General features: G+C 60.1%; 8 protein-coding genes. All 8 read left to right on the top strand.

Annotated elements, in window-relative coordinates:
- Positions 1 to 31 precede the first annotated feature (31 nt).
- The 8 genes from metH to poxB all read left to right on the top strand — a co-directional run bounded on the left by metH (position 32) and on the right by poxB (position 14,897).
- Entirely contained in the window at positions 32 to 3,742 is a 3,711-nt protein-coding gene (metH, locus tag HU730_RS16095; RefSeq protein ID WP_054897509.1) for a methionine synthase, read from the top strand.
- Positions 3,743 to 3,880: 138 nt separating this feature from the next.
- Complete coding sequence (locus HU730_RS16090; protein WP_186527392.1) at positions 3,881 to 8,725, top strand: DUF6543 domain-containing protein; 4,845 nt, start codon at positions 3,881 to 3,883, stop codon at positions 8,723 to 8,725.
- A gap of 52 nt (positions 8,726 to 8,777) precedes the next feature.
- Positions 8,778 to 8,996, top strand: coding sequence for a DUF2970 domain-containing protein (locus HU730_RS16085; RefSeq protein ID WP_034126066.1), 219 nt, complete (start codon positions 8,778 to 8,780; stop codon positions 8,994 to 8,996).
- A gap of 43 nt (positions 8,997 to 9,039) precedes the next feature.
- On the top strand, positions 9,040 to 9,345 hold the full coding sequence (locus HU730_RS16080) for a hypothetical protein (RefSeq protein ID WP_186527413.1): 306 nt from the start codon (positions 9,040 to 9,042) through the stop codon (positions 9,343 to 9,345).
- A 178-nt stretch (positions 9,346 to 9,523) separates the two neighbouring features.
- On the top strand, positions 9,524 to 11,182 hold the full coding sequence (locus tag HU730_RS16075; protein ID WP_003190712.1) for a nitrite/sulfite reductase: 1,659 nt from the start codon (positions 9,524 to 9,526) through the stop codon (positions 11,180 to 11,182).
- Entirely contained in the window at positions 11,166 to 11,660 is a 495-nt protein-coding gene (locus HU730_RS16070; protein WP_003190711.1) for a DUF934 domain-containing protein, read from the top strand. Before HU730_RS16075 ends, HU730_RS16070 begins: the two co-directional genes overlap by 17 nt.
- A 201-nt stretch (positions 11,661 to 11,861) precedes the next feature.
- Complete coding sequence (locus HU730_RS16065) at positions 11,862 to 13,094, top strand: NADH:flavin oxidoreductase/NADH oxidase family protein (RefSeq protein ID WP_186527393.1); 1,233 nt, start codon at positions 11,862 to 11,864, stop codon at positions 13,092 to 13,094.
- Between the two features lie 78 nt (positions 13,095 to 13,172).
- Complete coding sequence (gene poxB, locus HU730_RS16060) at positions 13,173 to 14,897, top strand: ubiquinone-dependent pyruvate dehydrogenase (protein ID WP_034126070.1); 1,725 nt, start codon at positions 13,173 to 13,175, stop codon at positions 14,895 to 14,897.
- Positions 14,898 to 14,996 lie beyond the last annotated feature (99 nt).

Here is a 14,996-nt window from a genome sequence, read left to right as displayed (position 1 = left end):
GCCCTCCGTAATGCCTGACCAGAGTAGTCCCATGCCCGATCGTAGCGCTCGCCTGCAAGCCCTTCACCAAGCCCTCAAGGAACGTATCCTGATCCTGGACGGTGGCATGGGCACGATGATCCAGAGCTATAAGCTCGAGGAGCAGGACTACCGTGGCAAACGCTTCGCCGATTGGCCAAGCGACGTCAAGGGCAACAACGACCTGCTGGTGCTGACCCGCCCGGACGTGATCGGCGGCATTGAAAAAGCCTACCTGGACGCCGGCGCCGACATCCTTGAAACCAACACCTTCAACGCCACGCGTATCTCCATGGCCGATTACGGCATGGAAGAACTGGCCTATGAACTGAACGTGGAAGGCGCACGCCTGGCGCGCAAGGTGGCCGACGCCAAAACCCACGAGAACCCGGCCAAACCGCGTTTTGTCGCCGGTGTACTGGGCCCGACCAGCCGCACTTGCTCGCTGTCGCCGGACGTGAACAACCCCGGCTACCGCAACGTGACCTTCGATGAGCTGGTGGAAAACTACACCGAAGCCACCAAGGGCCTGATCGAAGGCGGCGCCGACCTGATCCTGATCGAAACCATCTTCGACACCCTTAACGCCAAGGCCGCGATCTTCGCCGTGCAAGGGGTGTTCGAGGAACTGGGCGTGGAACTGCCGATCATGATCTCCGGCACCATCACCGACGCGTCCGGCCGTACCCTGTCGGGCCAGACCACCGAGGCGTTCTGGAACTCCGTGGCCCACGCCAAGCCGATCTCGGTCGGTTTGAACTGCGCCCTGGGGGCCAGTGAACTGCGCCCCTACCTGGAAGAGTTGTCGAACAAGGCCAACACCCATGTGTCGGCGCACCCGAACGCTGGCCTGCCCAATGAGTTCGGCGAGTACGATGAACTGCCGTCAGAAACCGCCAAGGTCATCGAAGAATTCGCCCAAAGCGGCTTCCTGAACATCGTCGGCGGTTGCTGCGGTACTACGCCGGGGCATATCGAAGCCATCGCCAAGGCCGTGGCCGGTTATGCGCCGCGCCCGATCCCGGACATTCCCAAGGCCTGCCGCCTGTCGGGCCTGGAGCCGTTCACCATCGACCGCAGTTCGTTGTTCGTCAACGTCGGCGAACGTACCAACATCACGGGTTCGGCCAAGTTCGCCCGCCTGATCCGCGAAGACAACTACACCGAAGCCCTCGAAGTCGCCCTGCAGCAGGTGGAAGCCGGCGCCCAGGTGATCGACATCAACATGGACGAAGGCATGCTGGATTCGAAGAAGGCCATGGTGACCTTCCTCAATCTGATCGCCGGCGAGCCGGACATCTCCCGCGTGCCGATCATGATCGACTCCTCCAAGTGGGAAGTGATCGAAGCCGGCCTCAAATGCATCCAGGGCAAGGGCATCGTCAACTCCATCAGCATGAAGGAAGGCGTGGAGCAGTTCATTCACCACGCCAAACTGTGCAAGCGCTACGGCGCGGCGGTGGTGGTGATGGCCTTTGACGAAGCCGGCCAGGCCGACACCGAAGCGCGCAAGAAAGAAATCTGCAAACGCTCCTACGACATCCTGGTCAACGAAGTCGGCTTCCCACCGGAAGACATCATCTTCGACCCGAACATCTTCGCGGTCGCCACCGGTATCGAAGAGCACAACAACTACGCCGTCGACTTCATCAACGCCTGTGCCTATATCCGCGACGAACTGCCGTATGCGCTGACCTCCGGTGGCGTGTCCAACGTGTCGTTCTCGTTCCGCGGCAACAACCCGGTGCGCGAAGCGATCCACTCGGTGTTCCTGCTGCATGCGATCCGTGCGGGCCTGACCATGGGTATCGTCAACGCCGGCCAGTTGGAGATCTACGACCAGATCCCCGCCGAGCTGCGTGACGCCGTCGAAGACGTGGTACTCAACCGCACACCCGAGGGCACCGACGCCCTGCTGGCGATTGCCGACAAGTACAAGGGCGACGGCAGCGTCAAGGAGGCCGAGACCGAGGAATGGCGCGGCTGGGAGGTCAACAAGCGCCTGGAACATGCGCTGGTCAAAGGCATCACCACGCACATCGTCGAAGACACCGAAGAGTCGCGCCTGTCGTTCGCACGCCCGATCGAAGTGATCGAAGGCCCGTTGATGTCGGGCATGAACATCGTTGGCGACCTGTTTGGCGCCGGCAAGATGTTCCTGCCCCAGGTAGTGAAATCCGCCCGGGTGATGAAGCAGGCGGTGGCGCACTTGATTCCGTTCATCGAGCTGGAAAAAGGCGACAAACCCGAAGCCAAGGGCAAGATCCTGATGGCCACGGTCAAGGGCGACGTGCATGACATCGGCAAGAACATTGTCGGCGTGGTGCTGGGTTGCAACGGCTATGACATTGTCGACCTGGGCGTGATGGTGCCCGCGGAGAAGATCCTGCAGGTGGCCAAGGAGCAGAAGTGCGACATCATCGGTCTATCCGGCCTGATCACGCCGTCCCTGGATGAAATGGTGCATGTGGCCCGCGAGATGCAGCGCCAGGATTTCCACCTGCCGCTGATGATCGGTGGCGCCACCACCTCCAAGGCGCATACGGCGGTGAAGATCGAGCCCAAGTACAGCAACGACGCGGTGATCTACGTCACCGACGCCTCCCGCGCCGTGGGCGTGGCCACCCAGTTGCTGTCCAAGGAATTGAAGGCCGGTTTCGTCGAGAAGACCCGCCTGGAATACATCGACGTACGTGAGCGCACCTCCAACCGCAGTGCGCGCACCGAGCGCCTGAGCTACCCGGCGGCAATCGCCAAGAAGCCGCAGTTCGACTGGAGCAGCTACACCCCGGTGGTGCCAACCTTTACCGGCGCCAGGGTACTGGACAATATCGACCTCAACGTCCTGGCCGAGTACATCGACTGGACGCCGTTCTTCATCTCCTGGGACCTGGCCGGCAAGTTCCCGCGCATCCTCACCGATGAGGTGGTAGGTGAAGCGGCTACCGCGCTGTATGCCGATGCCCGGGAAATGCTCAAGAAGTTGATCGACGAGAAACTCATCAGCGCCCGTGCGGTGTTCGGTTTCTGGCCGACCAACCAAGTGCAGGATGACGACCTGGAAGTCTACGGCGACGACGGCCAGCCTATTGCCAGGCTGCACCACCTGCGCCAGCAGATCATCAAGACCGACGGCAAACCGAACTTCTCCCTCGCCGACTTCGTCGCCCCCAAGGACAGCGGCGTGACCGATTACATCGGTGGGTTCATCACCACCGCCGGCATCGGTGCCGAGGAAGTGGCCAAGGCTTACCAGGACGCGGGCGATGACTACAACTCGATCATGGTCAAGGCCCTCGCCGACCGCCTGGCCGAAGCCTGCGCCGAATGGCTGCACCAGCAAGTGCGTAAAGAACACTGGGGCTACGCCAAGGACGAGCAACTGGACAACGAGGCGCTGATCAAGGAGCAATACAGCGGCATACGCCCTGCCCCCGGCTACCCGGCGTGCCCGGATCACACCGAAAAAGCCCAGCTGTTCCAACTGCTCGACCCCCAAGCCCGCGAAATGCACGCTGGTCGCAGCGGCGTGTTCCTCACCGAGCACTACGCAATGTTCCCGGCGGCAGCGGTCAGCGGCTGGTATTTTGCCCACCCACAGGCGCAGTACTTCGCCGTGGGCAAGGTCGACAAGGATCAGGTCACCAGCTACACGGCACGCAAAGGCCAGGACCTGAGCGTGACGGAGCGTTGGCTGGCGCCGAATCTGGGCTACGACAACTGAGGTAACGCTGCTACTGGCTGCGGTAACCGTTTACCGCACCTACGATGACTCAATGCGATTTCCTGTGTCGGACCGATTCTCGGTCCGCTGAACCGGCAGCTCAGCACAACCGGTTTTATACAGGAAACGCATGTCATCATGACCGAACCCAATACTCCCTCGTCAAACTCAGCCTTTCGCCAACTGCCCGCCCAGGCAGTGCATGAGCGCTTCGCTACGCGGCCGGCGCTGTATTCCGTCGTCTTCAAGGCATTGCGCAGCCGGATGCTGGAGCACTACCCGTCGCTGGACCTCGACTGGCTTGCGGTCAAACTGGCCAGCCCTCAGCCCAATGGCGAATACACCTACCCCGCACTCATGGAGGTGGCTGTCGCCCATGTACTGAACCCACAGTTACTTGACCTGCGCGCCGTACGCGAGCGTCCGTACTTCCTCACGACACAGCCCCCCGCCGCGCTCAAGACCGGGGATGGCCAGCCGCTCGACATGCAGGTGGTCGCCCAGATTCTTGACGAATTTCCCGCGTCCCTTTACTTGTACATGCAACACGATCTGGCCGACTACTGGAGCCAGGTCGACAATCATGGCAACAGCCGCTGGCAGTGGCTTGCAGAGTTTCTCAATGGTCAGATGATTGCCACTGCGGCCAGCCAGTCACCGCTGAGCGACGTGCAGCGCGATATGCTGGCGGTAGTCGCCGCCTGGCCAGCGCAACGTGAGCGCCTGCCCCGTTCCTTACCCGCCACCTATGTATATTTCATAGAGAGCACACTCACCCGCCTCGGCAAGACGGTGCGGGTATTGACCCCGGACCTGTTATTGGTACGCGATAAACAGGTGTTGCTCTACAGCGTAGCCGGCGCAATCCAGGCGTTTGATTCGCTGGAGGCGTTCAGCCAGGCGTGGGGGAGCAGGATGCAACGCGAGTTTCAGTTCGACAGCCTCACTTGGCAACGCAACGAAACTGCCGCCAACGTATTTGAACAACAGGCCGGGCTGATCCTTAACCAACAACTCGAAGACCTGGGAGCCCTATCGTTCCAGGGGCAAGACGAAAAAGAACTCGATCAACGCCTGGACATGATCACCAACCCGGCCAGGTATTTTACCGACATCAAGTTGCCCGACACCGGGCGCCTTGGCATCGTGAGCCAGCAACTGCCGCAATGGCTCAAGCAAGCCGAGCCCGCGGATCGTTTCGCCTATCACCGCCACTTGCAGGATATGGCGCATGTTCTGCAAACAAACCAGGGACGATCCTTCAACGAGGGTATTGAAAACATCCACACATTCAGCCGCAACGCATTGCGCAAGCAGATGCAAGCCGATCACGGCGATTTCGACCCTGATGCGGTGCTGTTGGACTTTGCGGTAGCGGCAGGTTATCCGGGCGGCGCGGGAATCATCGAACACGTGCGCATGTCGCTGACGGAGCTGGCCCTGAAGAATCTGGCCGGCAAGCCCAAAGGTACGTTGAAGCTGTCTTCCACAACAGCCACGCCACTGCCTGGCTGGTTGAATGAAGACTATCTGATGGGCAGCAACGGCCTGATCCAGCGCGTCGATATCGGCACCACCTACCCTAATGCCCTCAAAGATCTGTTGCTGTCCGATACCGTCGAGGCGCGTCGCCGCGAGTTGCTGTTTACTCGCGAACTGAAGGCTCATCTGCCGATGCAGGCGCTGGAATTCAAGGTCCGCCAGCAGCATGGCATGACCGTGACGGGTTATCAGTATGTCAAGGCGCTCATGGGAGAAACGCCTTCGCTCAGACTCGTCAACGATCAGGAAATCGTCCTGCGCCCCCTGGCGTTGTGCCGTAAAGCCGGGGCCACGCCGGACGAAGTGAATAATATGTTTATCATTGAGCCTCGCGACTCCCAGGTCGGCCCACACTTGCTGTACCGACCGCTGTACGCCGAGTCCCTCAACGAATACCCCACGCGCCAGGCGCTGCTGGAGGCCATCGCCGAACCGGGTGCGTTGCAGGACAGCGTGCTGACCTGGCTATCGGACAAGGCGCGCCCCATCTATGCACACGGCGGCATCAAAGAGCCGCACATCATCCGTTTCTTGCCCGGCGACGAGTTCAACCGACCCGAGAAACCAGCGCCCGCGACCCTGGCCGTCGATGACGGCGCCGGTGAATGGCTCCAGTCCCAGCTCAACGGCCAACTGCCCAACCATCTGTTTGGCAGCACCGCACGGGCACTGGTCGACCTGGCGGACCGCGAGTCGATCTCCAACACCGAAAGCCGATGGGCCATTGTGATGGAGGGTGCCTGGCTGTTGTTCAATACACTGCTGCTGCCCTTGGTACAGGGCCCAGCCATGTTGGCCGGCTGGTTCCTGGTGCTGGTTGCCAGCCTGGAGCAGGACTTGGCGGGCCTGGACAGCAACGATCCCACCACCCGCGAGTTGGCGCTGATTGATCTGCTGCTCAATACTGCGATGGTGTTGCTGCATGGCGCATCGCCTTCTGCCAAACCGTTGTCGCCACCGAGTGCAACCGACAGCGCGTTGCGCCTTGAAACCTGGCGCCGTGCACCAGGCCTGCTGCCACCTCAGGATGCGCCAGTGATACGTTCTGGCGCAGTGTCATTGCCGGGAGAACCCCCGGCATCAGGCCACACCGCCCTGGACTTCATTCGCTCGCTGGCAAGCCCACACGCAAGCGAACGACTGAGGGCGATGCTGGACATTAATGTGCCATGGCCTGAACCCTTGCCGACTGCGCAAGGCAGCGGCCCGCTCAAAGGCCTTTACCGCATAAATGGCACCTGGCACGCCAGCCTCGGCGGGTTGCTGTTCCAGGTCAATGTGGTGCCGGGATTCAACGAGGTCTATCTGGTACACCCGCAATATCCGCAACACCCCGGTTTCAAGCTGATAAGCGACCACCAGGGGCACTGGCGCCTGGACACTCACGCCAGGCTGGAGGGCGGAATGCCCCGGGAACGCTTGAGTAAATGGCAGAAGGAACGTGCCGAAAAACTGGGTGTATTAAAGGCCGAATTGCAAGCACTGAATGCCGAAATATTCTCGCTGATACCCACTTCGCTTTCGCTACAAAGCACTCTGAACGCAGCCCGTGCCCAACTTGTTGAACAAAGCAAAAGCCTGCGCAAGGATTGGTTATTGCTGGCCAGTTCCGCGAACATACCGAAGTTGCACGCAGAAGTTCTTATCCGTCATGAGAAACGGCGCGTCGCGGCGGCCCAAGCCAGGACGCAGTGGAATATCGCCCTCGATAACTTCCAGCAGTACGGCCGCGAGGTAATGACGCTGATGAAAAAAGTCGAATCCAAGACCAGCGAACTGATGGCTGTCGACAGGACTGACCCCACTTATGTAAGGGAGCGAAACAGGGCAAGCAAAAGCAATTTTGACTTCTGGGCAGGCATCTACGAATCGGTGTCGCAAAAAATGGCAGACGCCCTGGAAACCGATCGTGGCGAAACCGACGCTGAACTCAGCGCCCGCGCATCACGGGAGCTGCCGCAAAACATCAGCGACGCCTACGACGACTACATCATCACCAAAAAACGCCAGCTTGCCGCGCTTACGGAAATGGTCGAGCCCGCTGAAAAGATCGAGACGTTACTCAAAGAGGCAGACCCGGCCCTGCGCCAGATACTCTTGCAAGGCAAGCCCTCTGATCAAAACATCCGCTCGGTCGCGATCAAACAGCACGCCCTGCTGGTGTTCATGGACTTGGTGTTCAATCGCATGAATGACTCGCGCAACCCAACGGAATTTCCATTCGTACGCGAGCTGACCGACAAGAGAACCGCAACCAGCTTGATGGCGCATACGGAAATGCTCACCACTACCGGCTATTCGGCCCGAGAGCAGATCGACGTGCTCAAGGACGTTCTGGAGCGATATGAGCAATTGGAAAACGCTGTCACGTCGCTGGCTGAAATGAATTCCGGCTTCATTCGCGAGGAGCATCGCCAACCGTTTCTGGACTATCTGGCTTATGCCCGCACCAGCCTTGAGGCGCAGTTGGCCAATTTGATTCTGGTGGAAGAAGGCTTCGCGCCACTGCCAACGCCCGAGCGCATCACACGGCAGAAAGCACCGAACCGAAGAGTGATCAAGACCCGTGACCGCAGGACCCTGGTGGGTGAAGTGCGCCCTGCCCAGCGCGACACACCGGGTAATTTCGTCGATATCAAGGACCCGCTCACCGGAAAAACCCTCGCCACCTACCTTGAACACCCCGGCGAAGGTGTATGGAACGTGGTTGAAGAGGTCGGGCCCTCAGCGCCCGCGCCGACGGCAATCAAGCGTTCGCTGAAAACCATAGAAGCACAGGCGCAAACCGTCAGGGACGAGCGCACCGGCATTGACAGCAGCATCGCCTTCCAACAACGAAAGTTACGCGACCCGGGCCGACTGGAAAGCCTCGATCCCCTTGAGTGGGATGTGATACTGACCCAGCACGCAGCGAAATTCACAACCCTTGCCGAAGAACTCCAGCGCGATCACGCCAACGATCCCGGCGCTCGCACGTTGATCGATCAGTACCGCAGCCTGGCGGCCGAGGCAACGCAACAGGCACGTGAGCGTTGCAGCGAAGGGTACAAGTTGCAACGCCCCAAAGCCTCCCACGTCGATTACTTGTGGAAACACGGTTTTGTCGATATCAACCTGGTGAAGAGCCGCGTGCCGTTGAAGGCCGGTGACTTTCTCACCGAGTATGCAGTACGCGATAAAAGCAAAATCAGGGCGGGTATAAAGGGAAAGGACAATGTTTTGTGGTACGCGCATTTTCATTATTCCGCCGTCGATCAAGCGCCCTCCCAACCTGATTTCGGTCACCTTAAAACCCCGAGTGAACAGCGATATACGCGCCGGGAACTGATTGAACAGGCGCGTGCCGACAACCGCGCCGTGGTCAACCTGGAGAAAGCCGAGATCAAGTCACCGCTTGATCAGCGACTATTCCTGGGGTTGGAGGTACTGGCTTCCAAATGAGCCTCGACAGACTGTCTATACTCTGCATGAGAACCTTGTTGACGAGGGGTTTATGGACGATCCAATCGATGACAAACCACCGACCTTCCGGCAGATGCTGCACAGCGTGACGGCCGCCGCGTTCGGTGTGCAAAGCGGCAAGAATCGCGCCCGCGATTTCACCCATGGCAAACCCAGCCACTTTGTGATCCTGGGCGTTGCGTTCACGGTGGTGTTTGCCTTGACGCTGTTTGGCATCGTCAAGCTGGTGCTGTACCTGGCCGGTGTTTAACGCCGCCGCCGATGCAGACTGAACGCATAAACAGGACGCCGGTTTGCCAACGACCGCCAGCGCACGGAATCCACCGGCGCTGGCGGCGCTGACAAATGCAGGCGCTCAGATGAACCTTGAATATCGACAGCCATCATCTTGGCTACTCGACAACCAATCGCTGCTCAATCAACGGTTTTATTACTGGTGGCTGACCCAAAATACAGCGGTGCCGACCACGAGAATAATCAGAAACAAAATGGCCCAGGCATCAACGGTACTGTCAGGTTTACGGGCTTTGGTGGAATTACTCATCGCATCGCCTCTTGTCGGTTTTATAGGTGACTGCACTAAGACTCGTCCACAGTAAAGACCAGTCTTGCCCCCATGACAAATGTGGGTATCGCGATAACTGTTCTCATTAGTCAGTTTGGTTATGTGCATATACCCAAACATCACTTTTGCGCATATACGCAAACTGGTATCGTGCGCCGGCTCCGTTGGGAGTGCGCGGCCGTGCGCGCAGATTTGCCGAGAACAGGACCTATATGTACGTATACGACGAATACGATCAGCGCATCATCGAGGACCGCGTCAAGCAGTTCCGTGATCAGACCCGACGCTACTTAGCAGGTGAACTGAGCGAAGAAGAGTTCCGCCCTCTGCGCCTGCAAAATGGCCTTTACGTTCAGCGCTTTGCGCCGATGCTGAGGGTGGCCGTGCCCTATGGCCAACTGACGTCGCGCCAGACCCGAATGATGGCCAAGATCGCCCGCGACTTCGACAAAGGCTATGCCCATATCAGCACCCGCCAGAACGTGCAGTTCAACTGGCCGGCCCTGGAAGATGTGCCGGATATCCTGGCTGAACTGGCTACCGTGCAGATGCACGCCATTCAGACCAGCGGTAACTGCCTGCGCAACGTGACCACCGACCAATTTGCCGGCGTCGCTGCCGACGAGTTGATCGACCCACGGCCGTGGTGCGAAATCGTGCGCCAGTGGACTACCTTCCACCCTGAGTTCGCCTACCTGCCACGCAAGTTCAAGATCGCCATCAATGGCTCGACCTCGGACCGCGCCGCCATCGAAGTCCACGATATCGGCCTGGAGCCGGTGTACAACGCTGCAGGCGAGCTGGGCTTCCGTGTGCTGGTGGGTGGCGGCCTTGGTCGTACGCCGGTGGTCGGTGCGTTCATCAACGAGTTCCTGCCGTGGCAGGACCTGTTGAGCTACCTCGACGCCATCCTGCGGGTCTACAACCGCTATGGCCGTCGCGACAACAAGTACAAGGCCCGGATCAAGATCCTGGTCAAGGCGCTGACCCCTGAGGTGTTTGCCCAGAAAGTCGATGCCGAAATGGAACATCTGCGCGGCGGCCAGACCACCCTGACCGAAGCCGAAGTGCACCGCGTCGCCAAGCACTTCGTCGACCCTGAGTACAAGGCCCTGAGCAATCAGGACGCCGAGTTGGCCGCACTCGACCAGCAACACCCAGGCTTCGCCCGCTGGCGCACGCGCAATACCCTGGCGCACAAGAAGCCCGGCTATGTGGCAGTGACCCTGTCGCTCAAGCCCACCGGCGTTGCGCCTGGCGACATCACCGACAAGCAACTGGACGCGGTCGCCGACCTGGCCGAGCGCTACAGCTTCGGCCAACTGCGCACCTCCCACGAGCAGAACATCATTCTTGCGGACGTTGAACAGAGCCAACTGTTCACCCTGTGGGGCGAACTGCGCGAAGGCGGCTTTGCTACGCCGAACATCGGCCTGCTGACCGATATCATCTGCTGCCCGGGCGGCGACTTCTGCTCCCTGGCCAACGCCAAGTCGATCCCGATTGCGGAGTCGATCCAACGCCGTTTCGACGACCTGGATTACCTGTTCGATATCGGCGAGCTGGACCTGAACATCTCCGGTTGCATGAACGCCTGTGGTCACCACCACGTCGGCCACATCGGCATCCTGGGCGTGGACAAGAAAGGCGAAGAATTCTACCAAGTGTCCCTGGGTGGCAGCGCCAGCCGCGATGCGAGCCTGGGCAAGATCCTCGGCCCATCCTTCGCCCAGGAAGCCATGCCAGAGGTGATCGGCAAGCTGATCGACGTGTATATCGAACAGCGTACCGAAGATGAGCGCTTCATCGACACCTACCAGCGCATCGGCATCGACCTGTTCAAGGAGCGTGTCTATGCAGCGAATCATTAAGAACAACGCAGTCGTCGACGAAACCTGGCACCTGTTGCCCAAGGACGCGAGCTTCGACGGCATCTCCAACTGCGACGACCTGATCGTGCCGCTGGCCCTGTGGCGTGAGCACGGCCACGCCCTCAAGGCCCGCGACGGCGGTTTGGGTGTATGGCTGGACGCCGATGAAGAAGCCGAAGAAATCGGTGATGACGTGCAGCATTTTCAGGTCATCGCCCTGAACTTCCCGGCCTTCACCGACGGGCGCAACTACTCCAACGCCCGCCTGCTGCGTGACCGTTATGGCTACAAGGGTGAACTGCGGGCCATTGGCGACGTGCTGCGTGACCAGTTGTTCTACCTGCACCGCTGCGGGTTCGATGCCTTCGCCTTGCGCGCGGACAAAGACCCGTACGAAGCGCTGGAAAGTCTCAAGGATTTCTCGGTGACCTATCAAGCGGCCACCGATGAACCACTGCCGCTGTTCCGCCGCCGCTAAGCCCCTGTAGGAGCGAGCTTGCTCGCGAAAAACCTGAACGATAACGCAGGTCGCCTGGCTGTAGCGGCGCCCTCGCGTTCTTCGCGAGCAAGCTCGCTCCTACAGTTCCGTCGCCCGTCAATCCTTCGTGATCGACTCCCGCTTGACATTAAAGTTAACTTTAAGCTTAGCCTGAGACCTCCCCTGCTCAGGAGTTAACCCATGTCACCGTTCGAATCGCTGCAACTGCCCAACGGCCAAGTCATCGCCAACCGCATCGCCAAGGCCGCGATGGAAGAGAATATGGCGGACCTGCATCAGGCACCGTCCAAAGCATTGAAGCAGCTGTACAAGACCTGGGCCGACGGCGAGCCCGGCTTACTGTTGACCGGTAACGTGATGATCGACCGCCGCGCCATGACCGGCCCTGGCGGTGTCGCGCTGGAAAACGAGCAACACCTGGCCAGTTTTCGTGAATGGGCCGACGTAGCCCGGGCCAAAGGTGTGCACTTCTGGGTACAGCTCAGCCATCCGGGCCGCCAGACCATGGCCAACCTCGGTCAACAAGCGTTGGCACCCTCGGCTATTGCGCTGGATGTGGGCAGTTTTTCCAAGATGTTCGCCAAACCCAAGGCCATGACCGAAGACGACATCCAGGACGTCATCAAGCGCTTCGCCACCAGCGCCCGCCTGGCCGAGCAAGCCGGGTTCACCGGGGTGCAGATCCACGGCGCCCATGGCTATTTGTTGAGTCAGTTCCTCTCGCCCTTGAGCAACCATCGCACCGACCGTTGGGGCGGCTCCCTGGAAAACCGGGCACGCCTGCTGCTAGAAGTCATCCGTGCCGTGCGGGCCAATGTCAGCCCTTCATTTTGTGTGTCGGTAAAGCTCAATTCCGCAGACTTCCAGCGCGGCGGCTTCGATGAGACCGATGCACGCGCTGTAGTGGAAATGCTCAATACACTGCCGATCGATTTGCTTGAGTTGTCCGGCGGCAGCTATGAAGCGCCGGCCATGCAAGGTGAAGCGCGGGACGGCCGCACCTTGGCCCGTGAAGCCTACTTTTTGGATTTCGCCACGCAAATGGCGAGCATCGCCACCATGCCACTGATGGTGACCGGAGGTATTCGCCGCTTGCCGGTGGTCCAGCAAGTATTGGACAGCGGCATCGCCATGGCCGGCATCGCCACCGCCCTGACCCTGGAGCCGCAACTGATCAAACAGTGGCGTGAAGGTCGCGACCTCAACCCACAACTGCGGCCCATGGAATGGAAGCGCAAACCGCTGGCCGCCCTCGCCACCCTCGCCGTGGTGCGCGACCAGATGCGTCGCCTGAGCCGCGGCCGTCTGCCCAACCCCAACGTTGCGCCCTGGCTGGCATTGGCCTGTGACCAGTGGTTTATCGCGCGGCGTACGCGGCAGTATCGCGCGAACATGACGCAATCTTCACATTAATGGCGGAGCATTCGCCGTGATTGAAGTGTCCCCTACTGATCAGCAGTTTTTCAACCTCACTGACGATTGGAGTTCCTCATGGCGAAAATCAACCTGGCCCAGCAGTTGGCGACCACCCTGGAACAAGCGGGTATCAAGCGTATCTGGGGGCTCACCGGCGACAGCCTCAATGGCCTGACCGACGCCCTGCGCAGCATGGACAGCATCGAGTGGATGCATGTGCGCCACGAGGAGGTCGCCGCCTTCGCTGCCGGTGCCGAAGCGGCGGCCACCGGCGAGTTGACGGTGTGCGCCGGCAGTTGCGGGCCGGGTAACCTGCATTTGATCAATGGTTTGTTCGATTGCCATCGCAACCATGTGCCGGTGCTGGCGATTGCCGCGCAAATTCCGTCCTCGGAGGTTGGCCTGAATTACTTTCAGGAAACCCATCCCCAGGAACTGTTCAAGGAGTGCAGCCATTTTATCGAGCTGGTGAGCAACCCCGAGCAGATGCCTCAGGTGCTGCACCGTGCCATGCGTTCGGCGATTCTCAACCGAGGCGTGGCGGTGGTGGTGATTCCGGGAGATGTTTCGCTGCTGGAGGTGGAAGATAAGCTCAAGCCTTGGCCGGCCTTGCACGCACCGCGCACCCTGCCGGTTGAGCAGGACTTGCAGCGCCTCACCGACATGCTCCAGAGCAGCGAGAAAGTCACCCTGCTGTGTGGCAGCGGCTGTGCCGGTGCCCACGATCAAGTGGTGGCGCTGGCCGACGCCCTCGGCGCGCCGGTGGTTCACGCACTGCGGGGCAAGGAGCACGTGGAGTGGGATAACCCGTTCGACGTCGGCATGACCGGCCTGATCGGTTTCAGCTCCGGCTACCACGCCATGCTCGATTGCGACACCTTGGTCATGCTCGGCACCGACTTCCCTTATCGCCAGTTCTACCCGACCGACGCCAGGATCATCCAGGTGGACCGCAACCCTCAAGCCCTGGGGCGCCGTGCGACCTTGGACCTGGGCATCGCCGCCGATGTCAGTGAAACCATCGACGCGCTGTTGCCGCGCCTGACCCGCAAGACCGATCGCAGCTTCCTCGAAACCTCCCTCAAGCACTACGAAAAAGCCCGCCAAGGCCTGGATGACCTGGCGCAACCGTCCAAGGCCGGCCGGCCAATCCATCCCCAGTATGTGGCGCGCTTGCTCAGCGAACTGGCCGATGATGATGCGATCTTTACCGCCGATGTCGGCTCACCCACCGTGTGGGCGGCGCGTTATCTGAAGATGAACGGCAAGCGCCGGCTGATCGGCTCGTTCAACCATGGCTCGATGGCCAACGCCATGCCTCAGGCTATCGGCGCCCAGGCGGCGTTCCCTGGACGGCAGGTGATCTCGATGTCCGGGGACGGTGGTTTCACCATGTTGATGGGGGATTTCATTTCCCTGGCGCAGCTGCAATTGCCGGTCAAACTCGTGGTGTTCAACAATTCGTCCCTGGGCTTTGTCGCCATGGAGATGAAGGCTGCGGGTTACCTGGACACCGGCACCGAGCTGAAAAACCCGGACTTCGCGGCCATGTCCAATGCCATGGGCATTTTGGGCATACGTGTGGAGCAATCCGAAGACCTGGAACCGGCACTGCGCCGTGCCCTGGCCCACGATGGCCCGGTGTTGGTGGACGTGGTGACCGCGACTCAGGAACTGGTGATGCCGCCGAGCATCAAGCTGGAACAGGCCAAGGGGTTCAGCCTGTACATGCTCAAGGCGGTGATGAGCGGGCGTGGCGATGAGGTTATCGAACTGGCACGCACCAACTGGCTGCGATAACCCCCTACTGTAGGAGCGAGCTTGCTCGCGAAGATCGCTAACGGTAACGCTGACATCCTGAATGAACGCGTTGTCGTCGAGTTTTTCGCGAGCAAGCTC

Source organism: Pseudomonas sp. SWRI22 (assembly GCF_014268395.2).
Classification (GTDB): domain Bacteria; phylum Pseudomonadota; class Gammaproteobacteria; order Pseudomonadales; family Pseudomonadaceae; genus Aquipseudomonas; species Aquipseudomonas paracarnis.
This window is presented reverse-complemented; position numbering and strand designations above follow the sequence as displayed.